Annotated in this window: 16 protein-coding genes; 3 read left to right on the top strand and 13 right to left on the bottom strand. The window is 69.7% G+C overall.

Annotation, left to right across the window (positions count from 1 at the left end; genetic code table 11):
* Positions 1-7: 7 nt before the first annotated feature.
* From IPK71_08335 to IPK71_08315, 5 genes are all read right to left on the bottom strand, one after another.
* Complete coding sequence (locus tag IPK71_08335) at positions 8-208, bottom strand: hypothetical protein (protein ID MBK8213744.1); 201 nt, start codon at positions 206-208, stop codon at positions 8-10.
* Positions 209-329: 121 nt separating this feature from the next.
* Positions 330-3,476 (bottom strand): efflux RND transporter permease subunit, encoded by a 3,147-nt coding sequence (locus tag IPK71_08330; GenBank protein ID MBK8213743.1) that lies wholly within the window; start codon positions 3,474-3,476, stop codon positions 330-332.
* 1 nt (position 3,477) lies between these two features.
* Entirely contained in the window at positions 3,478-4,662 is a 1,185-nt protein-coding gene (locus tag IPK71_08325; protein MBK8213742.1) for an efflux RND transporter periplasmic adaptor subunit, read from the bottom strand.
* Complete coding sequence (locus IPK71_08320) at positions 4,659-5,891, bottom strand: TolC family protein (protein MBK8213741.1); 1,233 nt, start codon at positions 5,889-5,891, stop codon at positions 4,659-4,661. Before IPK71_08320 ends, IPK71_08325 begins: the two co-directional genes overlap by 4 nt.
* Positions 5,892-5,917: 26 nt before the next feature.
* A complete protein-coding gene (locus IPK71_08315; GenBank protein ID MBK8213740.1) occupies positions 5,918-7,171 on the bottom strand; it encodes a phosphatase PAP2 family protein in 1,254 nt (417 codons plus the stop codon).
* A gap of 347 nt (positions 7,172-7,518) precedes the next feature.
* On the opposite strand from IPK71_08315, the gene IPK71_08310 reads away from it, so the two are divergent.
* Positions 7,519-8,034: a sigma-70 family RNA polymerase sigma factor gene (locus IPK71_08310; GenBank protein ID MBK8213739.1), complete on the top strand. Its 516-nt coding sequence runs from the start codon at positions 7,519-7,521 to the stop codon at positions 8,032-8,034.
* Here the strand turns inward: IPK71_08310 and IPK71_08305 are convergent.
* The 7 genes from IPK71_08305 to IPK71_08275 all read right to left on the bottom strand — a co-directional run bounded on the left by IPK71_08305 (position 8,031) and on the right by IPK71_08275 (position 15,979).
* Positions 8,031-10,613, bottom strand: coding sequence for a heavy metal translocating P-type ATPase (locus tag IPK71_08305; protein MBK8213738.1), 2,583 nt, complete (start codon positions 10,611-10,613; stop codon positions 8,031-8,033). The two genes, IPK71_08310 and IPK71_08305, sit on opposite strands and share 4 nt — an antisense overlap.
* 280 nt (positions 10,614-10,893) lie before the next feature.
* Positions 10,894-12,036 (bottom strand): CoA transferase, encoded by a 1,143-nt coding sequence (locus IPK71_08300; GenBank protein ID MBK8213737.1) that lies wholly within the window; start codon positions 12,034-12,036, stop codon positions 10,894-10,896.
* Between the two features lie 107 nt (positions 12,037-12,143).
* Positions 12,144-12,473, bottom strand: a complete 330-nt coding sequence (locus IPK71_08295) for an SCP2 sterol-binding domain-containing protein (protein ID MBK8213736.1) — start codon at positions 12,471-12,473, stop codon at positions 12,144-12,146.
* A 241-nt stretch (positions 12,474-12,714) separates the two neighbouring features.
* The gene (locus tag IPK71_08290; GenBank protein ID MBK8213735.1) at positions 12,715-13,230 is read right to left on the bottom strand and encodes a hypothetical protein; all 516 of its coding nucleotides are present in this window, start codon (positions 13,228-13,230) and stop codon (positions 12,715-12,717) included.
* On the bottom strand, positions 13,227-14,459 hold the full coding sequence (locus IPK71_08285; protein ID MBK8213734.1) for a di-heme enzyme: 1,233 nt from the start codon (positions 14,457-14,459) through the stop codon (positions 13,227-13,229). The genes IPK71_08290 and IPK71_08285 overlap by 4 nt, the downstream gene beginning before the upstream one ends.
* Entirely contained in the window at positions 14,456-15,457 is a 1,002-nt protein-coding gene (locus IPK71_08280) for a metallo-mystery pair system four-Cys motif protein (protein ID MBK8213733.1), read from the bottom strand. The genes IPK71_08285 and IPK71_08280 overlap by 4 nt, the downstream gene beginning before the upstream one ends.
* 147 nt (positions 15,458-15,604) lie before the next feature.
* A complete protein-coding gene (locus tag IPK71_08275; GenBank protein MBK8213732.1) occupies positions 15,605-15,979 on the bottom strand; it encodes a hypothetical protein in 375 nt (124 codons plus the stop codon).
* Between the two features lie 214 nt (positions 15,980-16,193).
* Between IPK71_08275 and IPK71_08270 the strand changes: the two genes are divergently transcribed.
* A complete protein-coding gene (locus tag IPK71_08270; protein ID MBK8213731.1) occupies positions 16,194-18,185 on the top strand; it encodes a BamA/TamA family outer membrane protein in 1,992 nt (663 codons plus the stop codon).
* 1 nt (position 18,186) lies between these two features.
* Positions 18,187-22,611 carry a hypothetical protein gene (locus tag IPK71_08265; protein ID MBK8213730.1) on the top strand — a complete coding sequence of 1,475 codons (4,425 nt, stop codon included), beginning with the start codon at positions 18,187-18,189 and terminating at the stop codon, positions 22,609-22,611.
* Positions 22,612-22,704: 93 nt separating this feature from the next.
* Here the strand turns inward: IPK71_08265 and IPK71_08260 are convergent, their stop codons facing one another.
* Positions 22,705-24,033: a hypothetical protein gene (locus IPK71_08260; GenBank protein ID MBK8213729.1), complete on the bottom strand. Its 1,329-nt coding sequence runs from the start codon at positions 24,031-24,033 to the stop codon at positions 22,705-22,707.
* Positions 24,034-24,035 lie beyond the last annotated feature (2 nt).

Here is a 24,035-nt window from a genome sequence, read left to right as displayed (position 1 = left end):
GACGACGTCAGTTATCACCGAAGCTCATCGGCGCCGCGGCTTCGGCCGTCTTGGCGTCGAGAGCCTCGATGGTGATGCACGCGCTGTTCTCGGTGGTGTACGTGCACCGAAGCACGGCGTACTTGCCGCAGCCCCGGTAGAGCTCGAACTGCGGCCGGATGTTGCCGTAGCGGTGAGGGGAGCGAAGACGGCATCGAGTGACGCGCACTGGAGCGCCGTCTTCGCCTCGCTGGCCCGACCGTTCCCGACACCGCTGCGCACGACGGAAGCCACGCTCCGACCGCGAAGAGCGCAAAGCGGGTGCGCATCGCCCCGTCCCACGCCGAGCATCACGGGTTCCCTGGGCGCAGCGAGGGAGGCGGCCGTAGCGAGGGGGTCCCCTCCTCCACCTTCGGCGCGAGCCACGCATAGACCACCGGCAGAACCACGAGCGTCAACAACGTCGCGCTCACAAGCCCTCCGATCACCACCGTCGCGAGCGGCCGCTGCACCTCCGACCCGGGGGCCGTCGAGATGGCCATCGGGATGAACCCGAGCGACGCGACGAGCGCGGTCGTGAGCACGGGCCGAAGGCGGAGCTCCGTGGCCTCTCGGATCGCCTCGAGGTGCGACTTGCCCGCCGCCTCGAGATCTCGCGCGAACGACACCAGCACGAGCCCGTTGAGCACCGCGACGCCGAAGAGCGCGATGAAACCGACCCCGGCCGAGATCGAGAATGGAATCCCGCGCAGCGCGAGCGCGATCACACCTCCCACGGCGGCGAAGGGCACGTTCAAGAACATCAGCGCAGCGAGCCTGCCCGAGCGAAACGCGAGCCACAGCAAGAACCCGATGAGCCCGAGCGCGATCGGGACGACCACCATCAAGCGGCCGCGCGCTTCCTCGTAGTGCTCGAACTGCCCGCCCCACTCGGCGCGATAGCCGGTCGGGAGCTTCTGCGCCTTCTCGACCGCGGCGCGCGCTTCGGCAACGACGGTCGTGAGGTCGCGCCCGCGGACGTTGAACTCGACGGTCAGACGCCGCGACTGGCTCGCGCGGCTAACCTGCGCCGGGCCCGTCACGAAGGTGACGTCGGCCACGTCGCCGAGGGGGACGACCTGGCCCGTGACCGCGCGCAGCGGGAGCCCACGGAGCGGCTCGACGTCGCCGTCGTAGCCGTGGCGGGTCTTCACCACCATCGAGAAGCGGCGCTCCCCCTCGAGCACCTCCCCGACCGGGTGACCTACCGAGAGCGTCTCGGTGAGCTGGTTCACGTCGTCGACCGTGAGGCCGTAGCGCGCGAGCTTGCGGCGATCGGGGACGATGCGCAGGTAGCGCAGGCCCGCCACCTGCTCGACGCGCACGTCGGCGGCGCCGTCGATGCCTCGGATGGCCTTCGCTGCGGCTTCGCCTACGCGCGCGAGCTCGTCGAGATCGGGACCGTAGAGGAGGAGCGCCACGTCCGAACGCACGCCCGCGACGAGCTCGTTCGTTCGCATCTGGATCGGCTGGGAGACACCGCCGGCGATCTCGGGGACCTCCTTCTCGACGACCTCGGCGATCTCCTTCGAGAGCGCCTCGCGGCTGAGCCCCTTCCGCCACTCGCTGCGCTCTTTGAGTGACACGTACACGTCGGACTGCTCGACGCCCATCGGATCGGTCGCGACCTCGGGTGCTCCCGCGCGCGCGACGACGTGGCTCACCTCGGGGATCTTCAAGAGCGCGCGCTGCAGCTCGAGGTCCGTGCGAACCGTCTCGGTTAGCGCGGCGCCCGGGAGCCTCCGCGCCTCGACGAGCATGTCGCCCTCGTCGAGCTGGGGAATGAACTCCGCCCCGAGCCGAGTGCCACACGCGACCGCGATCGCCAACACCGCCACGGCGCCGCCGACCGCGAAGGCGCGACGCTTGAACGCCTGGCCGAGGACCGGGACGAACGCGGCGTGAATCTTCCGGAGGAGCCACGTCTCGTGGTGCTCCTTGCGTGGCACGAGCACCATGCTGGTGAGGACCGGCACGACGGTGAGCGAGAGTACGAACGCCCCGGCGAGCGCGAGGAGCACGGTCGTCGCCATCGGCCGGAACATCTTGCCCTCGATACCCGTGAGCGCGAGCAAGGGCAGGTACACGATCGTCAAGATCGCTTCGCCGAAGAGGCTCGCGGATCGCACCTCGAGGGTCGCCGTCTCGACGACGAGCGTGCGCTCCTCGTCGGTGAGATCACGGCCACGTTGCTGCCGCGCCTCCGACAGCCGCCGCTCCGCGTTCTCGACGATGATGACGGCGCCGTCGACGAGGAGCCCGAAGTCGATCGCGCCGAGGCTCATGAGGTTTCCGGAGAGCCCGAACGCGTTCATGGCCGTGACGGCAAAGAGGAGGGAGAGCGGAATGACGACCGCCACCACCAGCCCCGCGCGCAAGTCGCCGAGCAGAACCAGCAGCACGACGATCACGAGCACGGCGCCTTCGACGAGGTTCTTGCCCACGGTGCGCGTCGTGCGGTTGACGAGCACCGAGCGGTCGTAAAACGGAACGAGCTTGGTCCCCGGAGGGAGCGAGGGCTCGATCGCCGCGAGCTTCGCCTTCACCGCCGCGGTGACCGTGCGCGAGTTCTCGCCGAGGAGCATCATCGCGACACCGAGCACGGTCTCGCCCTTGCCGTCGCGCGTGGCGGCGCCGCGTCGAAGCCGGCCGCCGAAGTGCACGTCGGCGACCGATGCGAGGGTAATCGGCACGCCCTCGTGGGTGGCCGCGATGACGACGTTCCGGAGGTCGTCGAGGCTGCGCACGAGGCCGTCGGTCCCGATGACGACGTGCTCGCGATTGGCTTCGAGGTAGCCACCGCCCGCGTTGGCGTTCGCTTTCTGGAGGGCCTCGATGACCTGCGCCGTCGACAGCCCCGCGGCCTGCATGCGGCCCGGATCGAGCTCGATTTGATATTGGCGGTCCTCGCCCCCGAAGCTGTTCACCTCGACGATGCCGGGCACGGTCCGCAGCGCGGGCGCCACTTGCCAGTCGAGGACCTCCTCCTTCTGCATCAACGTGAGCGCGTCGTTCTCGACGGTAAACTGGAAGATCTCCCCGAGCCCGCCCGAGTTCGGGCCCATCTCGGGCCGGCCGTAGCCAGCCGGGATCGCCTCCTGCGCCTCGCGCATGCGTTCGTTCACCTGCTGGCGAGCGAAGTAGATATCGGTCCCGTCCTGGAAGACGACGGTCACGACCGAGAGGCCGTACTTCGAGACGGAGCGCACCTCGGTCGCCTTCGGGATCCCAGCGAGCGCCCGCTCGACTGGGATCGTCACGATCTTCTCGATCTCCGTCGGACCGAGGGCGGGCGATGCGGTGATGATCTGGACCTGAACGTTGGTGATGTCGGGAACGGCGTCGACCGGGAGAGTGACGGCCGCGCGCACGCCGATGGCGATGAACAGCAGCGACGCCAACAGAACCACGGCGCGGTTCCTCAGCGCGAACGCGACGATGAAGGAGAGGACCGCCATGTCAGTCGTCCTCCGCCATCGAGCCCTTGAGGAGCACGCTCTTGAGGGTGAACACGCCCGCGACGACCACCGCCTCGCCCTCTCGGAGCCCCCCGAGCACCTGCACCTTGCCTGGTGCCGAGAGCCCGAGGGTCACGTCGTGCCGCGTGTACGAGCCGGGGCTGTCCTCCACGAAGACGACCGACTTCCCCGCGACGTCGACGACCGCAGAGCGCGCCACGACGAGCACCGGCTCGGCGGCGGCGAGCTCCGGTATCGCGACGAGCCCCTTGCCGAAGAGCCCGAGGCGGAGGTTGCCCGACGGGTTCTCGAGGCGGATGCGCGCGACCACCGTTCGCGCGCCGGGATCGACCTTTTGACCTATCGCCTCGACGACGCCGGGCACGGTGGTCCGCGGGAACGCATTGAGGACGACGTCGGCCTTGGCGCCGACGGTCAGCGACGAGAGATCTTGCTCGAAGACGCGACCCAGGAACCACACCTGAGCGAGGTCGGTGATCTGGCCCAGCACCTGTTCGGGCGCGACGGGCTGACCGACGACGGCGTCGCGCGCGACGACCGAGCCCGCGACCGGCGCCCGAAGCGCGAGGAGCACGCCCCCCTCGCCTCCTCCCGCGCCGAGGCCGGAAAGCTCGACAGCGAGAGCGCGCGACTCCGCATCGCGGGCGTCGGCCTCGGCCTTCGCATCGAGATACGACTGCTCCGACGTCATCTTCGACTCGAACAGACCCTTGAGGCGTGCCTCGTTGGCGCGCGCCGCCTTCGCCTTCGCCGTGGCGGAGAGGAGAGCCCCGCGCGCACGGCCGAGGTCTGGCACACGAAGCTCGGCCAGCACGTCGCCCTTTTTCACGACCGCTCCCTCGCGCATCGCCACCCGCTCGAGGCGACCGGCGACGGGGGACGACACCTTCGCCGTTCGGTCGGGGTCGGCCACGATTTCACCCGAGAGCGTGAGCGTCTTGGCGAGCGTCTCCTTCTTGGCGGGCTCGGATCGAATTCCGGCGCGTGCGCGTGGCTCGGGGTCGAGCTTCACCACCTTGGGGAGCTCGTCGTGCTCGGCCTCGCCGCCGTCCTCGGTCGCGCGCGGCTCATCGGCCTTCTCGGGGGCGCTCTTGCCTTTGCACGCGGGGAGCGCGACGAAAGCGAGAGCCAACGTGGTCACGAGCACGCGTACTGCACGGTTCATCGAGCACCTCGATCGAGAGGAGCGCCGCGGAGCGCGGCGAGCTTGACGGACGCGAGGCAGGCCTCGCGCTTGGCGGCGATACGCTGGCCGAGCATCTCGGTGAGCGCGTCCTGGGCGACGAACGCTTCGCGGGCTTGGAGGCGGCCCTTCTCTACCTCCTCGGCGAGCTTCCCGAGGCTGGCTTCGGCGCGGGAAGCGCGCGCGTCGTCGATGCTGGCCGCCGCCCGCGCGAGCGCCTCCGTCTCGGCCTGCTGGGCGTCCGCTTCGCGCGAGAGCCCGGCGCGCTTCGCTTCAGCCTCCGCGCGGGTGGCGTCGGCCTCGGCGCGGACCACGGCGATATCGCTCGCGCGCGACCGTCCTAGCGGCTCGGGCAGCGGAATCGGGACCGACAGCCCGGCCCCGAGGACGCGTTCGCGGAAGCCGTCGCTCTGCGCGAAGACCGACACCGTCACGTTCGGCATACGCGACCGGTTGAGGACGCTGGCCTGCGCATCGAGTGCGACAGCCTCCTTCTGGAGCGCGAGCACCTGAGCGCCCGGCTGTTGCCGCGCCGGCGATACCAGCGGCTCGAGCTTCCCATCGACGACGATCGCGGTCTGGCCAACGAGCCGGGAGAGCCTCACCTCGGCCGCCGCGGCCTTGCCCTCGGTCACCATCCGCGACTGCGTGCGCTTCTGCGCCTGCGCTTCGGCCACGTCGGCGTCGAGCTCGGATCCCGCGCCCGCTTTCGCCTGCGCCCTCGCCACGTCGGCGACGCGCGTCGCGAGCGTTTCCACGCGCCGCAGGAGCGCGACCTCCTCGCGCGCGGCGAGAACCTCGAAGTAGGCCGTGAGCGCGTCCGCGGCGATGTCGCGAGCGACGACGACCTTCGTGGCCTCGCTCGCTCCGACCCGTGCCTCCGCCTCCCGGCCCCGCGCGCCGCGCTGGCCGCCGATCTCGATCTCCTGCCCGAGCTGCGCATACGCGTTGAACGCCGAGTCTTCCGCGGAGCGCCGGCCGGCGAAGGAGAGCCCGAGGGTCGGGTTCGAGGGCAGGAGCACACGCGCGCGCCCGATCTCGGCCTGGCGCGCCGTGACGGTGAGAGCGGCGGCGCGCACGTCCGGGCTCGCGGCGACGGCGCACGGCCCCACGTTTTCGCGGGTCAGCGTGGCGCACGCGGTCTCGGCCCGGGCTCGGGTCGCGAAGAGGAGAAACGCGGAAATGAGGATGGCGGCGGGGAGCGGCTTCATGGTGCTCGCGTTCGAGGAGGCGGGTTCTATAGCGATGACGTCGGAGGGGCCGGATCCTTACCGACTACCGACCGTGCGCGACACGTCGCGACCCTAGTCGGTGGCCCATCGCCACCGGAGCCCGAGCTCCGTAAAGTCGCTGTCCAGCAGGCCGAGATCGTCGGGTTGCCGTCGACTCCGATCCAGGCGTAGTGCGGTTTGCCATAGCCGACCGCGCCGCGCGGCCGGAGGTAGAGGAAGCCGACGTCCAGCGTCGTGCCTACGAAGAGCCGCCGCGAGCCCTCTGCCCAGCTCCGCTTGCTCTCCGGCTCGACGAGCGAGTCGAACGGAGAAGGACGCGGCGTATGGGAGGCCTCGTCGTTGGGCGCTGCGCCATCGGCCCCGTACGCCCCCTCCGCGTGAAGGAGCGCGCTCGCGAGCAGCGCCACGCCCACCAATTGGTGAGCCCGCGCGCTCAAAACGTCCCCGTGAGGCTCGCGCCGTTCGTGGCCGGCGAAAGCTGGACGTCGAACCCGCCGACGGAGGCCGTCGGCCGAAAACCTCGGTAGTGGAGCCATGGCACGAGGAGGCCGAGCGGCCCCCACGACCGAACCGGTGAGCACGTCGGTCGCGTAGTGGTTGTCGCCGACGATGCGGAGTGTCGCTGCGGCGCCGGCTCCGAGGTAGCTCGCCACGCACGTGCTGATGTCGGCGGCGCGGTTTCCGAGGAGCCCGAGGTAGAGGTGGTGGGAGCAGATGAGCCCCGCCGAGGTGAACGCGAACGCGGCGTGACCGCTGAAAAAGCTTCGGTACCGCCCTGTCGTGGTGCAGTCGATGCTGTCCTCCGGCGTTTCGGCGCCGCAGGTGCGCCCGTACGGCCGTTCGCGCGCCGCGATCACGTTGGTGACGCCTTGGAGGGTGCCCGTGATGGCGAGTGCCTCCGCGTCGATGAGCGCGATCTGCCGGGCGACATCGGCGTTACCGCGGAACCACCACGCCGACACGAGCGCGTCGACGAAGAACGGGTACGTGAGGGAGAGCGACAAGAGAACGTCGCTCGTGTCGCGCGCGATGTAGCGCCCCTGCGCGGTCGGAGCGCGTAGCGCGTTCCTGGCCGCCTCGTCGAAGAGCACTCCGCCGTAGCGCCGGTTGCCCTCGATCGGCGGGACGATCGCGGTCGCGAGGGTGGTCGCGCCGCCGAGGAGCATCACGATCGTGTTGACGGCGCCGAACCGCGCGTAGCTTCGGCTCCAGACGAGCTCGGGCAGGTTCTTGCGGAGCTGCTCCCCTCCGAGCGCCACAGAGCCGTCGAACGCCTGGCGCTTTACGGGAGGGGCCGCTTCGTCAGGAGGCGGTCGCGATGGCCTCGGCGCAGGACCGGAGCTGGAGGTGGCTTGGGGGACGGCTCCGTCGGCCCGAGCCCCCACGGCACCGAGCGTGAGAGCCATGGCAAGCAGGACGGCGACGAAAGTGGATGGTGCTCTTCGCAAACGCGGCGCCTCGCTGCACTGACGCGCGCCGTGACCGGGCCTTACGAAGGAATTTCATTTCATCAATTGATAAATCGTGTATGTATGAGGAGATGCCTCGGGACGTTTCCGCACATACAGGGCTATTTTCGACCTGGCGGCACGACCGCTCCCGGCTCGTGAGCCGCGCCCGGCGGCGGGTCGGAAGCACGGCGGACGCGGAGGACGTCGTGCAGGACGCGGCCATCGCCGCGCTCGTCCACGCCGGGGAGCTTCGCGACGGGGGCCGAGCGAACGCGTGGGTCGCGAGGATCGTGGACCGAAAGGCCACCGACGTGGCGCGCGCGCACGGGCGTCAAGAGCGCGTCCGCGGCAATTTCGAGGAAGCGGGCGACGTGATGGCAGAGAGCGCCGGCCCGCCGTGCTTCTGTGTCCGTGTGCAGGCCCGCCGGCTGCGTCCTGTCTATGCCGAGGTGCTCGAGCGGGTCGACGCCCGGGGCGAGAGCATCGCGAGCGTCGCCGCTGCGCTCGGCGTCACGACGAACGCGCTCACCGTGCGCCTGTCGCGCGCGCGCGCCCTGCTCCGCGACACGCTGCGCGCCCACTGCGGCACCACGGCTCCGCAGTCGTGCGCCGACTGCGGCTGCCTCGAGCGCCGGTGCTGCTCGCCGGTGGATCAACCCACGAGCGCCTAGCGCTCTCGCGCCGACGCTTTGCCTCGCGTGTCGCGGTAGGCGAGCAGGCGAAGGGCGTTGATGACCACGATGACGGTGGAACCCTCGTGCAGCGCGACGGCGACGCCGATCTTCGCGAAGCCGAACAATGTGGCCGGGATGAGAAAGGCGACCATCCCGAGGCTCATGAAGAGGTTCTGACGAATGATCGCTCGCGCGCTGCGGCTCAGCCCTACCGCGAACGGGAGAGCGCTGAGATCGTCTGCCATGAGCGCGACGTCGGCCGTCTCGAGCGCGACGTCGGAGCCCCCAGCGCCCATCGCGATCCCTACCGTGGCGTGAGCCATCGCTGGCGCGTCGTTGACGCCGTCGCCCACCATGGCGACCCCCTTCGTCGTCTTCGCGAGCTCGGCGACGACCTTCACCTTGTCCTCGGGCAGCAGATCGCCGCGGACGGAGCGGATCCCGACCGTGGCCGCCACGGCCTCGGCGACGCGCTGGTTGTCGCCGGAGAGCATGAGCGTCTTCGAAACGCCGAGGCTGTGGAGCTCGGCGACGACGCGGGACGCGTTCTCGCGTGGCGTGTCCATGACGCCGACCACGCCCAAGAAACGCTGGCCTGCGCGCACGACCATCAGCGTGCGGCCTTTGCCTTGGAGCGCTTCGACGGTGGAGGCGATCGCGCCCGGAAGCGGAGCGTCCTTGGTGAAGAGGCCGGGCTTGCCGATTTCGACCACTGCGCCGTCGACGGTGGCGCGCACGCCAAACCCGATGATCGCCTCGACCCCTTCGGCCTTCGTCGCTTGGTCCTCCGCCGACAGGCGCGCGGTGGCCCCTTCGACGATCGCACTGGCGAGGGGGTGATCGGAGCTCTTCTCCACCGCGAGCGCGATGCGAAGGAGCTCGCGTTCCTCGATGCCCGCTGCCGGCACGACCTCGGTCAGCTTCGGCCTTCCTTCGGTGAGGGTGCCTGTTTTGTCGAAGGCGACGACGTCGACCGTGCCCAGCGATTCGAGGTGCGCCCCGCCCTTCACGAGCACCCCCGCGCGGGCCGCGCGAGCGACACCGGCGAGCACGGCGGAGGGCGTCGCGATCGCCAACGCGCACGGGCTCGCCGCGACCAGCACGGCCATCGCACGATAGAACGACTTCGCGAACGGCTCGTCCACGACGACCCACGCGAACGCGAGAAGAACGACCCCAATCACGATCGTGGGCACGAAGATGCGCTCGAAGCGGTCGGTGAATCGCTGGGTCGCCGACTTCTGCGTCTCCGCCTCGGCCACCATCTTCACGACCCGCGCGAGGGTGCTGTCGGAGGCGAGCCGCGTCACGACCACGGTGAGCGCCGAGGCGCCGTTGATGGTGCCTGCGAACGCGCGGTGCTCGGGCGGGAGGGCGTTGGGATCTTTCGCGGCCGTCTCGGCGTCCGGAACGGGCCGCTTCTCGACCGGCACGCTCTCGCCCGTGATGGGCGCTTGGTCGATGCTGCTCGAGCCAGCGACCACGAAGCCGTCGGCGGGCACGCGGCTGTTGGGCTTCACGAGCACGCGGTCGCCGACCGCGAGCTTCGCGACGGGAACCTCGGTCTCGGTGCCATCGCTGTCGACCCGGAGGGCCGTCGGTGGCGCGAGCTTCGAGAGCGCGGCGATCGCCTTTCGAGCGCGACCCATCGCGTAGCCCTCGAGCGCGTGCCCGAGGGTGAAGAGGAAGAGCAGGAGCGCCCCCTCGAGCCAGTTGCCGAGCGCCGCTGCTCCGGCCGCCGCGACGAGCATGAGGAAGTCGATCTCGAACTTCTTCGCTCGAAGCGCGACGAAGACTTCCTTAACCGTAAACCACCCGCCGAGCACGTAGGCGGCGACATAGAGCGCGGTGCTCACCCTCGATGACACGTCGACCTTGGAGAGCCCCCAGCCGATGCCGGTGCATAGCCCGGCTCCGAGGCTGAAGGCGAGCTCCGACGCTTCGCCGAAGGGTCCTCCGTGCTTGTGACCGCCGGGACCGTGCGCGTGGCCTTCGTGGTCGCCGCCCGCCTCAACTTCCGCGGAATGGTCGTCGTCGTTCTCGGCATGATCGTGGCCGTGGTCATACCCGTCGCCCTCGGCGTGGGGCTTCTTGGCCGCAGGAGCTGCCTTCGGGACGCGGTCCGACGCGTCAGCCTTGAGGGTGAGGCCGGCCTTTGGGAGCGCGGCGAGCACCGCCTTACGCGTGGTGACTGTGGCATCGAGCTCCACCAGGAGACGCTTCGAGCCGAACGCGACCTTTGCGCTCAGCACGCCCGCGAGCGACGCGATCGCGGCCTCCGCGATCTTCGCTTGGCGTTCGTGGCGGAGCCCTTCGACCTCGACGGAGAGGTGCGCGAAGCGAGCGCCGAGGCTAGCCCCGGAGTTGGAGACGAGGCGGCGCACGTGCTCGAGCCCAATAACCTCCGGATCGAAGTGGAGACACAAAGTCGGCTTGCTGCCAGCCGCGGCGTCGATGTGGATCTTTTCGAGACCTTTGCGCCCTTTCAGCGAAGCGCTGATGCGCTCGACGCAGCGATCGCACGCTGCGACGTCGCTGGGCACGACGAGGTCGACTTCGATCTTTAGCTTTTCCAAATCGCTCTCCCGCGGAGGCCAACGCCGCACTGCTCTACTTCGATGACGACGGCGGCCACGAATTCTTACCGACTTCGCGCGCACGCGGGCGAAGCCGACGGCCACGTAGAGCGATCAGACGGCAGAGCGACGAGGGGCGAGCCCGGCTCATGCGTCGTGCCCTCTTCTGACGTCCGGCCCGGCAAATTCCGGCTCTCTGAGCGGATTGGTGGAAGCGCGGGCGGAGGGACGTTCCTGGGCGTGGCGTTACCTTCTCTCCCTCTCGCGCACACCGCGAGCCTCAAGCCGTGGCGGCCGCGATCTCTTCCTCGGTGAGGCCCGCTTCGCGGAGCACCTCGCGCGTGTGCTCGCCTTGCTTCGGCGGCGCGGTGTGCACCTTGTCGCGCGGGGTGAGCGGGAGGCGCATCTGGGGGAGCTTCTGGCCCTCGTGCTCGATCTCGAAGAAGACGCCGCGCGCGCGGAGGTGCGGGTCTTGGGTGGCCTCTTCGGGGGTGAGCACGGGCTCGAGGCACACGTCCTTGTCGCGTGCGAACGCTACCCATTCGTCGAGCGTGCGCTCCGCGAAGAGGGCCGCGAGCTTCGCCTTGAGCTCGGCTTGGTGGGGGCCCGGCATGAGCGCGCCCATGTCGGCCTCGAGGCCCACGGCGGCGCAGAAGCCCATCCAGAACTTGGGCTCCAAGGCGGCGAGGGTCATCGCGCGGCCGTCTTTGGTGGCGTAGGTGTTGTAGGGGCCGATGCCGCCCGTGAGCGCGTCGTTCCCGCGGTCGGCCTGCTGCCCGGCGAGCTGCGCGCCGAAGCCGAGGCTCGCGAACCCGAGGCTCGTCTCGATCATCGAGACGTCGACGATTTGGCCCTTGCCGGTGCGCTCACGCTCGTAGAGCGCCGACACGATGCCGAGCACGCTGAAGAGGCCGCCGCTCACGTCGGCGAGCTGGAAGCCGGGCACCTGGGGAGGGCCCGAGGCCGGGCCTTGGAAGCCCAAGACGCCGGCGCGCGCGAGGTAGTTGAGGTCGTGGCCGGCGCGCTTCGCGAGGGGCCCGTCTTGGCCGTAGCCGGTGAGCGCGCACACGACGAGGCGCGGGTTCTCGGCGAGGAGCGACGCGTGGGAGAGCCCGAGCTTGTCGAGCACACCGGGGCGGAACTGCTCGAACACGACGTCGTAGCTCTTCACCAGCTTGCGGAACGCGGCCTGCGCGGTGGGCTTCTTGAGGTCGAGCGTGCAGCTCCGTTTGTTGCGGTTCAGGGCCACGAAGAGCGCCGAGTGCTCGCCGATGTGCGGCGGCATGTGGCGGATGTAGTCGCCCCCTTGGGTGTCTTCGAGCTTGTCGACGCGCGCTCCGAGGTCGGCGAGCACGAGCGACGCGAACGGGCCGGGCAAGAGGCGGGTGAGGTCGAGGACCTTGACGTTGGCGAGGGGCTGCATGGGCGATCGTCCTTGGGCGTTCGAGGAGGTCACACGACGAAGCCCCACAAGCGCACAGGCCTGCGGGGCTTCGGGGAGAGGTCACGCCGGGGCGCGACCTACGTCGCTCACTTGTACGAGAAGAGCTTCTGGAGCTTCATCGCGAGCACGTTGTTGCCCGCGACCTTGAGCTTGCCCGCGAAGAAGAGCTGCATGCCGTTGGCCTGCGGGTTCTCGATGAGCTTCTGGAAGTCTTCGGCGGCGATCGTGATGGTGCAGTCGGCGGCCTGGTTGCCGGCAACGCAGGTCGCGCCCGTGGCCGAGACGTCGATGAACCACTCGCCTTCGCCGGTGATGTTCATCTGGTACTTCGCGCCGATCGTCTTCGCGTCGTCGGCGTTCTTGGCCAGCGCCGCCGGGAGCTCCTCGTTGAACAGCTTCTTGATATCGACGGCCATCACGACCTCCGTGCCTTCGTTTTGAGAACAATGCCACGCGAACTGAATCGCGATTCAGTTGGCTACACGCCCCGCGTTCGTCCGTCAAGAGGCGCGGGCTTCGGGCAGAAAAGCCTGGTCACCGGAGGACTCCGTCCTCCGCCCCACGGGCACAGCCCGCTGGGGCCCCACCTCCTGGTTTTGGGTCCCGGCCCAAAACCGACGGCGAAGGCGCCACGCCCATTCGTCGACGGTGGCGCCGCTACGGGCACTCGACGAGGCCGAGGGTGCCTCCCGCGTGCTCGCAGTCGTGGGTGCCGCCGGCCTTGGCCTTGGCGCAGAAGGCCGAGAAGCAGGTGACCTCGGCCGACGAGAACGCCGCGCACCGGGTGAGGCACGAGGCCGTGTCGGTGAAGGGCACCTTGGGTTTGCCGAGGCACGCCTCGACCATGCACCCGCAGTACGCGACACACGCGGGGGTGGCCGCGTCGCTCGCGTCGGAGGCGGACGCGTCTTGCACGGGGGCGCTCGTGTCGACGGACGCGTCGCTCTCGGCGCTGCACACGGCGAGGCATTCGTCCTTTCGTTTCGCGCACGCGACGTCGTCTCCGGCGTGACCGAGGTCGTGGCACTCCTCGGCGAGCGCGCCGGCTTTTCCGTGGCATTTCACGATGGCGGCGCACGCGCCGGTCACGTCGTCTTGGGGGGTCGTTTCGGCCTGGCAGGCGGCCACCACGAGAGCGGCCACGAGGGCCGCGCCGAGCTTCGTCTTGTTCATGGAGAGACCTTCGAGAAAGGGTCTTTGAATTTGGGGTTCTGGAGGAACGCCGTGTCGGTGAGGCTCTCGAGGAACGCGAGGAGGTCCTCGCGCTCGGTCGGAGTGAGCGTGAAGCCGATCAAGAGATCGCTCTTCAGCGGGCTCTTGCTCCCGTCCCCGGCGAAGGGGCCCGTCGGGAGGGTGCGACCTCCCGCGGCGTAGTGATCGAGCACGTCGGAGAGCGTCTTGGCGCTGCCGTCGTGGAAGTAGGGCGCGGTCACGGCGATGTTCCGGAGCGTGGGGGCCCGGAAGCGGCCCATGTGCTCGGGTTTGCCGGTCACGTCGACGAGCCCGCGGTTCGGCTCGGGGTAGGCCCCTTTGCCGTCCACGTTGTAGAGCCCGGTGTTGTGGAACGAGAGCTCGAAGAACGAGCCCTCGGAGACCGCGGAGTCGCTGAAGGCGAAGCCCCCGTGGCAGTGGTAACACTCGACCTTCTCCGAGAAAAAGAGGGCGCCGCCGCGCTTCTGAGACTCGGTGATCGCCGAGGTTTCGCCCCGGAGGTAGCGGTCGTAGGGCGAGTCGCCCGAGACGATCGTGCGCTGGAACGAGGCGAGGGCCTTCGTCACGTGATCGAGCGAGATGGCCTTCTCGGCGCCCGGGAAGGCCTTCGCGAAGGCCGCGGGGTACTCGGTGTCGGCGGCGAGCCGCGCGACGAGGGTGGCCTCGTCTTTCAGGCCGAGCTCGACGGGGGCGTCTCCGAACATGGGGACGACGGCCTGCTGTTCGAGCGTGAGCAAGATGGGGTTCGCCCACGTGAGCGCCGCCGCGTAGCCCACGTTGGCGAGCGACATCGCGCCCCGGGGGTGCGCCTCGCCGGTCGAGCCGAGCGAGGTCGCGCGGCCGTCGGTGAAGGCTTTCGCCGGGTCGTGGCACGAGCCACACGATTGTTTTTCGTTCCCCGAGAGCCGGACGTCGAAGAAGAGGCGACGGCCGAGCGCGACCTTCGCTTCGCTCATCGGGTTGTCTTTCGGCACACGCGGGAAGGGAAATCCCTTGGGGAGATCCCACACGTAGGCGGGGGCCTGGGCGTCGGGGGTGGAGCCGTCCGAGGCGGCGTCGGGGACGCTCGGCGCGGGCTTCGTGGAGGCGTCGGGTGCCGGACCGGCGCCGGGTGACGCTTCGGACGAGCACGCGGCGAGCGCGGCCACGACGACCGCGCTCCCCAGCAAAACCAAGCTCTTCGTGCTCATTCGGCCTTGAAGACGGCCTGCGTGCCCGAGGGCAAGCCCGTCGTGAAGTCGAGGCCGAGCTTCGGGAAGACAGGCGAGCACTCCGGGTCGGTCTTGCCCGACATGCAGCCCGGCGGGCCTCCCGCGTTCGCGGTGAGCTCCCCCGCGAGGAGCGGCGCGATGTCGACGACGACCTTCTGCTTCGTCACGTCGAACGCGGCGAGCTCCACGGGCACGCGGTTCGGCCGCGCGCACGACGTGACGGCCGTTCCGTTCGCGGGATCGCCCACGCAGTCGGTGCTGCCGAGGTGGAGGTTGAAGCGCGGGAGCACCACGTCGGCGGCGCCTTTCGGCTGCACGTCGATCTTCATGAAGCGGAAGCCGCCGAGCCAGCTCCAGTGCATCTGCATGGCGTTGAGCGGCGAGGGCTGCGTCGCCGGGTTCAGGTGGTTCTCGGCGAAGGGGATCCCGACGTCGAACGCGAGGCCGACGTACTCGCCCGCCGGGGCCTTGCCCTTGATCTGCGTGTTGGTCTCGGCGTTTCCGTCGGTGCAGGTGCCGGTGCCGTCTTCGAAGTCGAGCAGGGCGACGCCCTTCGCCTGCCACTTGCCGTCGTCGGGCAGGGTGAGGGCGACCTTGGTCCCGTCCTTCTTCACGAGGCGCACGGCGCTCACGAAGAAGCGGAAATCCTTGGGTTCGACGGTGACGGGCGTCGTGCCCATCGTGGGGTACGTGGCCGTGCACGACCACGCCGCCGCGCCGACCTTGGCCGCGAAGGCGACGGTCACGTCGATCGTGGCGGGCTGCGCATCGGCCGCGTCCGGTGCCGGGGCCGCGTCGGGCACCGAGCTCGACGTCGGGGGTGTGGTGGGCGTGGACGTAGGCGTCGCCGTGGGCGTGGGCGACGAGGCATCGGGTGTCGCCGGGGTGTCGTCGCCGCTGCACGCGACGAGGGGAAGGAGGGCAAACGACGAGAGAGCGAGCGCCGAGACGGCGCCCGAGAGGAGACGAGCGGTCATTTGGAAAAACTCCACACGAGCATGGGCGTGCGCCGCGGCGCCGCGCCGAAAAAGGAGCAAAAAGACTCGTTTTTCTCGACGGTTACGAGCGCACGGAGGCGCACGGCATGCGCGGGCATGCACGCGACGCGACGCGGGCTCGAGCCGTCAGCTCGGCAGGCGTGGAGGAGGCGTGGGAGGGCGCGACCTCGGCGCTCCGGCGAGCGCAGGAGGAGGCACGCTCGGGAGCTCGGCGATCGACACGACGACGCTCGGCACGAGCACGGGCGCCGGGAGGACCGCGATCATCTTCGACGCACCGTAGAGGACGTCGTCGTCGCCGCATTTGCCGGAGATGGACTCCGTCGTGAGCGCGAGGTCGCCGTCGCCGTCGGTGTGGCACTTGGCGCAGTGGCAGTCGGAGTGGTCTTTCGGGCAGTGGCAGAGGTGCGTCTCGGGGGCGACCAAGGCCACCCACGCCGGGAGCGCGAAGGAGCTCGCGAGGGGCACCACGAGGGCGAGCACGACCGTACGCAGCATCACGAGAAGCCAAGGCTTTCGGCGCGGCGCGACCATCTACGGCCGATTTAGCACAGGCCTCGGCGGCCGAAACGCCTTCGGCCGCGCAATCGACGCAGTGCGTTCCTCACGAAGGCGCAAGAATCGTCTTCGAGCGGGGCCGGTTTCGAGGGATCATGCAGGCCTGGTGGTTCTTTCGGACGAAGATCGGCGCGCCCGTCGCGGGGCGAGGTGGGCCTTGTGGCTCGTCTCGGCGGCCTTCGTGCCGTCCGCGCTCGGCTGCGCGCAGACGCCGGTCGAGAAGGTGCCGGGCGACACCGACATCGTGTTCACCCGCGTCACGATCGAGCCGAAGCCGGGCACGGCCGACGTGGACACCGGGCCCCTCGTGGGCAAGCTCGGCTCGCGCGTCGCGTCGGCGCTCTACACGCCGCGCAAGTACAACGCGTTCCGTGTGGCCGAGGATCGGCGGCGCATCCAGACCTACCTCGCCACGCTCGGGTACTTCGACGCGGTGGTCGGCGAGCCTACCGTGCGCCTCGACGAGACCCGCAAGAAGGCCACGCTCACCTTCGTGTACGATGCAGGCATACGGTACGGGCTCGCCGACGTGGGGTTCCGAAACCTCCCGAGCGGCGTGTCGCTCGACGCCTACGTGAAGGCCAAGCCGGGCGGCGAGTACGACCTCGAGGTCCTGCGTATCGCCCGCTACGACATGGCCCAGGAGCTCCAGCGCGAGGGCTACGGGCACGCCAAGGTGTACGTGCGGTCGTACCTCGATCGCGCCGAAAAGAAGATTCATGTCGTGTACTTGTGCGACCCGGGGCCGCGGACCCGCGTGGGCACGATCACGATCGACGGGAGCAAGAAGGTCGACGAGGCCGACGTGCGCGAGCGGCTCGGCCTGCGCACGGGAGATCCGTTCTCGCTCGGCGAGAAGGAGCGGGCCGAGAGGGATCTGCTCGACACGGGCGCCTTCACGCAGGTCGTCGTGTCGACGAGCGCCGACGTCGAGCAGTACTTGGGCGACGTGCCCGACTCGGGCGGCGTCGTCCCCGACGAGCGCATCGACGCCGAAGGGAACCTCACCCGCCGCGACGTGCCCGAGACGATCGACCTCGTGGTGCACGTGGACGAAGCCCCGAAGGCGCGCGTGAAGCTGCGCGGCACCGCCGAGCTCGACCCGACGCGCATCGATCTCACGGCGGGCGCCGGCGTCGAGCTGCGCAACGTCTTCGGCTCGCAGCACCACCTCATCGTGCGTGGGCGCGTGGGCTTCGGGTACTTGTACCGCGACGAGACCGACCAGCCCACGGGCCTCTACGGCGACGCCCTCCTCCGCTACGTGAGGCCCGGGCTCGTGGGGCGCACGGGCGACGGGCGTTTCTCGGTCGCCTACAAAGACAAGCTCTACCCCGGCTTCCACCTGCGCGAATTCACGGTGGGGCCCGGCCTCCGCACCACGATCACGAAGGGCGTGTTCGTCGACGTGGACGCCATGTTCCGCGCGGCGGGGCAGATCGACTTCGGCCCGTTCTCGGAGGACGAACGCGCGCGTTTGGCGCTCGCCAAGAAGAACACCTACATCGGCGCCGAGGTGTCGGGCGCCCTCGTGTGGGACGGCAGGAACGATCCCGTGGAGCCCACGAGCGGGCACCTCCTCGCCCTCCGCGCGGCCGCGAGCCCCGTGCCCGGAGAGAACGCGGGCACGTACCTCCAGGTCGCGCCCGAGGCCCGCGGGTTCGTGCCGCTCTCGAGCTCGTTTTCGCTCGCGGGGCGCGCGTCGGCCGGGTGGGTCACGGGGTACGGCAGCTCGGGTGTGCCGCTCGGCCCGCGCCTCTTCGGCGGTGGCGCGTTCGGCATGCGTGGCTTCGGCCGCGATCGTCTGTCCCCGCTCGCGCAGACGTGCGTGCCCGGCGCCCAGCCGAACGACCCGCCGGTGTGCCGCGACGAGGTCGCAGGTGGCCTCTCGCTCGCCGAGGCGTCGCTCGAGCTCCGTTACCTTCCGCCGCTGAAACAAGCGGGGTTCACGATCTTCGTCGACGCGGGCGGCGCGGGCGCACGAGCGAACCCGTTCGCCGACGGGCTCGCCGTGGCGGCCGGCCTCGGGCCACGCCTGCGGCTCTGGTACGTACCGCTCTCGGTCGACGTGAGCTACCGTTTCGTGGAGGCCGGAAAGCTCGCCGAGCGCGGCCTGCTCGTGTTCGCGCGGATCGGGGAGGCGTTCTGAGATGAGTGAGGCACCCGAGACCACGAAGCCCAAGGGCCGCGGCCGCAAGCTCGCGCTGCGCGCCATGGGCGCCATCGTGGCCACGCCCGTGCTGCTCGTGGGGTTCTTGCACACGCCGCCGGGCGAGGCCGTCTTGCGGGCGCGCGTCGAGAAGGTGCTCGGCGAGCGCGTGTCGACGAAGGCCACGGTGGGTGGGCTCACCTTCTCGCTCGCGAAGGGCATCCGCATCGAGAAGGTGACCATCGTCGGAAACGACCAAAAAGACGCCATCACGATCGACTCGATCTTCGTCGACCTGTCGCTCAAGAAGACGTTCGGCGGCGCCCCCACGCTCGAGACCCTCGCCATCCAGGGCGTGAAGGTCGACCTCCGCGGAAAAGAAGACGGCTCGACGAACCTCACCGGCGTCTTCGTGCAGAAGAAGCCCGTCAAACACATCGTCATCGAGAAGGTCGACGTCTCGGGCGTGAGCGTGTCGCTCGCGAAGCCCGACGGCACGAAGCTCGACATCACGGGGCTCGGCCTCGCGGGCCGCGCCGACGTGAAGCCCGAAGAGAAGACCTTCGACGTGGACCTCTCTCTCGTCGTCGACAAGGTCGCGTACGAGAAGCCGGGCACCAAGGTGACCGTCGACAAGCTCTCGACGCAGGCCAAGGTGGGCCTCGTGGCCGGCGCCGGCCCCGTGAGCCTCGGCCCGACGAAGGGGAGCGTCGTGGTCACGCGCGAGGGCAAGGCGCCCTACCCCGTCGCCCTCGCGCTCCCGCCCGTGAAGCTCGGGCTCAAGCCGGGCGAGCTGACGGTCGCCACCGAAGCCCTCGAGATCGCTGCCATTTCTCTCGCCGTGGCGAAGGCCGAGGTGCGGCGCACGCCGGCGGGCGAGCTCTCGGGAAACCAGCTCGTCGACCTCGCGAAGCTCACGGTCTCGGCCGAGCAGGCCAACGTGCTCGCGGGCAAGAAGGTGCTCGCGGGCGACGTCACGATCGACACACGCATCGAGGGCCCACCCGAGAAGCTCGCGCTCGGCCTCACCGTGACGACGCCGGGCGGCGCGCTCGAGGCGAAGGGCACGCTCGACGCGACGAACAAGGCGCTCGCCGTGACGCTCACGTCGAAGGGCCTCGACGTGAAGAAGATCGTGGCGCTCGACACGGTGCCCGAGGCGACCGTGGGTGGCCTCGCCCTCTCGGCCACCGCCAAGAACGACGCGAGCGGAAAACCCGACGCCACGTTCACCGTGCACCTCGACAAGACCGTCGTGAAGAAGGTGCCGATCGAGCGCCTCGACGCGAAGGGGCGGTTCCAGGCGGGCGTGCTCACGATCGAGTCGCTCGAGCTCGACGCCGTGGGCCAAGAGCTCCGCGGCGACGTGCGCTACACCCCCGAGACGAAGACCCTCGGCGCGAACCTGTCGACGCGCGGCTCGGTGGGGAACACCTTGCGAATCTTGCATGATGCAGGGATCGCCGGGCCGCCCTCGCCGCTCGTGGGCTCGGTCGCGATCGTGCGGCCGCTCAAGCTTCGGGTGGACGGGGCGCTCGACAAGGGCCTCGTCGTGCACATCGACGACGCGACGCTCTCGGCCGTGGGCGGGACGGTGCACGCCGAGGGGCGCGTGGACCTCATCGCCGGAGATCCGTCGAAGGGCGAGAAGCGCTTCCGCGCCGACACCGTCGACACCACGCTCACGCTCGACGGCGTCTCGCTCGACACGGTCGGCAAGCTCCGAGGCAAGCCGCTGCCCGTGTCGGGGACGGTGTCGGGCAAGGTGCACGTGACCGGCAACGCGCAGGCGCCCGACGCCGATTTCCAGGTCGGCGCGGCGCTCGGCGGAGGCGCGGGCACGCTCGCCATCGCGGGGACGAGCCGCGGCGGCGCCCTCGACGCGAACGTGACGCTCACGGATCGCGGAGGCCAGAAGCTCCTCGAGACAAAGGCCCGAGGGACCCTCGCGAACAAGACGCTCTCCCCCGACGCGCCCATCGATCTGCGGATCGACATCCCCAAGCGCCCCCTCTCGGATTTTGCGCCGCTGCTCTCGCCCGAGGTGGCGAAGAAGCTTCCCGCGGCGTCGGCCGAGGTGCACGCGAAGGTCTCGGGCACGCTCGCGAGGCCCGTGGGCGACGTGCGCGTCGAAGCCGATGGGGTGCTCGTGCCTTCGTTCGCGCCGAAGACCCAATCGGCCGTGGTGGAGCTGCACACGGAGCCCTCCGCGAAGGGCGCGACGGTGACCGCCAAGGCCGACCTCACGTTGGGCGAAGGCATGGCCCCCGTCTCGGTGCGCGCGAACGCCGAGCTCGCGGGCCCGCTCACGCGCGCGAAGACCGCCGATGTCGAATGGACCGTCGACGTGACCGTGCCCGAGACCGACCTCGCGCAGCTCCCGCTCCCTCCGGAGAAGAAAGAGGGGCTCGCGGGGAAGGCGAGCGTCGTCGTGCACGCGAAGGGCAACCGACGCGACGTCACGGCCGACGTGACCGTGGGGCTCCTCGGGCTCTCGAAGGGTCCGCTGCACGGGCTCGACGCGAAGCTCGAGGCGCACCTCGATCCGAGCCACACCACGGCGACCCTCGCGACGAAGCTCCAGGGGGAGCCGCTCGTCACCGGGCGCGCCGAGGTGGCCATCGCCGGCAAGGACCTGCTCACGCGCAAAGGCGACCTCGGGGATCCGGCCATCGACGTGAAGCTCGAGCTCCCGAAGACCAAGCTCACGACGCTCAGCCCGGTCGCCCCCGAGGGCGCGGTGCTCGGCACGATCGCCGTGCAAGGCCACGTAAAGAATCCGGAATTCGCCGTTCATCTCGAGGGCGAGGGGCTGCGCACGCTCTCCGGGAAGCCCGCGCCGACCACGCTCGACGCGAAGGGCACGCTCGACGAGATCCGCGCGAGCATCGGCGTCGGCTCGGGGGTCACCGTGACCGCGAAGGTGCCGCCGAGGGCGTACCTCGAGGCCAAGAAGGGCGAGGGGCTCGTGCCGATCTCGGTCGCGATCGCGGCGCCCAAGCAGAAGCTCGTCGACGTGCTGCCTCACGTGGCCGCGCTCGAGCCGTGGGCCGTCGACGGGCAGCTCTCCTCGGACCTCTCCGCCGACGTGGTGCTGCGCGTGAAGGGCGACGAGCGCGCGCTCGAGAAGCTCACCGTGCAGGGCGCCCTCGTGGTCGACGAGACCCACTTCCACGTGCCGGGCTCGAGCCGCACCCTCGACGGCGTGAAGGTCGTCTTGCGCGGCCAGGGCGACGGGCTCGCGATCGAGAAGCTCGAGGCCCACGAGCACGACCGCGAGAAGGCCGATCGTGTGCTCTCGGCGCGCGGGCGCTTCGCCATCCCCACGCGCACCGCGGAGCTCTACGTCGACGCGAAGGACGTGCTCGTCTTCGGCGGAAACTTCGGCAAACCGGACGCCCCGCGCGCGTCGCTCACGGGCAAGCTCGCGGTGCACGCCGACCTCGCGAGCACCGTGAAGCGCGTCGACGTGACGGTCGACTCGCTCGAGCTCTCGAGCCCCGACCGGTTCCCGCGCGCGCACGCCCAAGAGGCCCTGTCGCTCGGCGACGTGATCGAGCTCGGCGCGGGCCCCGACATCGGCAAGCTCGCGCGCCAAAGCACCGAAGAGGCGCAGCCGAAGCCCAAAACGAGCGACGCCGGCCCGCCCGAGAAGACGCTCGAGGTGCACGTCGCGATCCCGAACACGATCCACGTGAAGCAGAAGCCGCTCGATCTCTACGCGAAGGGCGAGGTCGTGATCGTGCGCACGACGGCGGGGCGCACGCTGTCGGGCAAGCTCGTGTGCGAGAAGGGCTCGCTCGTGGTCGGTGGCATCACGCACGACCTCGATCACGGCGAGGTGCGCATGACGAACGACGGTCCGTTCTTGGACCTCCACTTCAAGCGCGAGCCCCACCCCGCGGCCATGCGCGACTTCGCCACGGCCGACAATTCCCTTCTTTATGCCCACATGATCGGGCCGTTCGGCAGGCAGAAGATCAGCTTCTCGGGCGCGGCCGACGGGCTCTTCGAGGCGCTCGCGCTGAACAACGGCGGCCGTGTGCGCGTGCTCTCCTCGCCCGACGCGCCCGCGAGCCAGACGACGCAGCTCCCGCAGGTGCGCGAGCTCCGGCTCACGGCGTACATGGCGGCGAACCTGCCCCACCTCGCGTTCTTGAACCGCATGAACACCGTGGCCGAGCCGAACCAAGGCAAGACGTACGGGCGCTTCCAGAGCCTCGAGGCCGAGCGCTACTCGCTCGACGGAAAGAAGCGCCTCAAGGTCACCTCGCGCTCACCCGTGATCGGCCAGAGCGACGGCGAGGTCGAGCTCGACTACCTCTTCACGAACACGCCGCAGGTCGTCTCGGGCGTGGGTGTGCTCGGAGGGACGCGCGCGGGAGGCGGCCCCGCGGTGTTCTGGGAGTGGTCGAGCAAGGAGTAGGGGCGTGAGAGCCTCCCTCCCCCGAGCACCCGCTCGCCGCACGAAGCGCCACGAGCGAAGCGGCGAGCGGAAGGAGGGCGGAGCGTCGCATGGTCAATTCGGAGGAGGGAGAGAGAAGGGAGAGAGCGAGTCGAGCCTGACGCGGTACACGTTGGTGCCGTTCTCGTCGCGGACGAGCGTGAAGACCTCGTCGCGGGTGAACGCGAGGGCGTGTTGGAAGATGACGGGGGAGCCGTTGTTTCCCGGAAGGAACCACGCGGCGCCATCCGAGAGGCGGACGATCATGGTTCCAAGATCGCCGTTCGGGCGCTGTGAGAAGTGGCCGGCGTAGCCGTGGCCGACGCCGAAGCGAGAAGCTGCGATGGTTCCTTGGCCGAGGTCGGAACGAAGGACTCGTTTCTGGACCTTGGACGGGTCGCGGGTGAACGGCGAGGTGACGATCTTCACGACGGGGAACGTGGTTGTGGTTCGACCTTCACCTTCGGCCCAGACCCAGTCGACCCCGTCGGTATTGATGTCGAATGTTCCACGGGTGGTGTCCGCGTCGTTGCCGACGAAGAGCTGATCGCCGCCTTCCGGCGTCCAGATGCGCTCGGTCGCGGAGAGTCGGTCGGCGGAGTAGAAGAAGTAGTCGTCCCTCACCTCGACGAAGCTGTACCGGCCGTGGCCGGAGAGGGAGCGCTGCAGGGTGGGCGGGGTGTCCCAGGAGTAGACCTCGAGGAGGCCCTTTCCGTTATTGATGAAGCCGAGATTCCCCGCACCCAGCGTGTTGGTGACGATACCGCCGGACGGTGGTGGTTTGCGGAACAGGGCCCGGGGTCGGATGTCGTCGAGGCTGCCCCCGATGGCGGCCTCGCGAGCTGCCCATCGGTCCTGCGCGTCGCGCTCCGCCATGGCGAGCGCCCAGCGACTCCCGTGCCCGTAGCGCTCCTGCGTAAGGCACTGGCCGTCAGCCCTGCCGAGGAGGGCAAACCTCGGAGGACCATCGATCTGCTCGATGACGTTCATGCGCCGATTCGAGTCAAGGTAGCGCACAGTTGAGATCAGCAGCGAATCGCCCGTTCCGCGAAAAATCGTTGTGCCAGGTGCGATAAACTCGGGTTGTCCAGACAGGCCTTGCCACTTCTTCTTGATCCTACGGCAGGCGAGCTTGCGAGTGACGTCGGTGTCCTGGCAGGGCTCCCACTCGAAGGGCTCGGGGAGGTACTTGCGTTCGGAGGGGATGGAGAAATTGCACTTGGGGTCGTACTCGTCCCAGCGGACCCAACCTTCGAGCTCCCCGGGGATGGGCGCGGCGTCTTTGGCGTCGGGCCCGGCGTCACGCGGGCGCGCGGCGTCGGGCACGGTGAGCTCGGGGCCCGCGTCGACCGCGGGCTGCGTGCCCCCTTCGCCCGAGCACCCGCTCGCCGCACGAAGCGCCACGA

The sequence above is a fragment of the Myxococcales bacterium genome (genome assembly GCA_016712525.1).
GTDB lineage: Bacteria > Myxococcota_A > Polyangia > Polyangiales > Polyangiaceae > JAAFHV01.
The sequence above is the reverse complement of the archived record's forward strand: the minus strand, read 5'-3'. Positions and strand labels throughout refer to the sequence as shown.

Bases quoted from the DNA above. Each gene is read 5' to 3' on its own strand.
- IPK71_08325 (MBK8213742.1), bottom strand. From the start codon at position 4,662: ATGAACCGTGCAGTACGCGTGCTCGTGACCACGTTGGCTCTCGCTTTC.
- IPK71_08295 (MBK8213736.1), bottom strand. From the start codon at position 12,473: ATGGCCGTCGATATCAAGAAGCTGTTCAACGAGGAGCTCCCGGCGGCG.
- IPK71_08265 (MBK8213730.1), top strand. From the start codon at position 18,187: ATGAGTGAGGCACCCGAGACCACGAAGCCCAAGGGCCGCGGCCGCAAG.
- IPK71_08285 (MBK8213734.1), bottom strand. From the start codon at position 14,459: ATGAGCACGAAGAGCTTGGTTTTGCTGGGGAGCGCGGTCGTCGTGGCC.
- IPK71_08300 (MBK8213737.1), bottom strand. From the start codon at position 12,036: ATGCAGCCCCTCGCCAACGTCAAGGTCCTCGACCTCACCCGCCTCTTG.
- IPK71_08320 (MBK8213741.1), bottom strand. From the start codon at position 5,891: ATGAAGCCGCTCCCCGCCGCCATCCTCATTTCCGCGTTTCTCCTCTTC.
- IPK71_08330 (MBK8213743.1), bottom strand. From the start codon at position 3,476: ATGGCGGTCCTCTCCTTCATCGTCGCGTTCGCGCTGAGGAACCGCGCC.
- IPK71_08280 (MBK8213733.1), bottom strand. From the start codon at position 15,457: ATGACCGCTCGTCTCCTCTCGGGCGCCGTCTCGGCGCTCGCTCTCTCG.
- IPK71_08290 (MBK8213735.1), bottom strand. From the start codon at position 13,230: ATGAACAAGACGAAGCTCGGCGCGGCCCTCGTGGCCGCTCTCGTGGTG.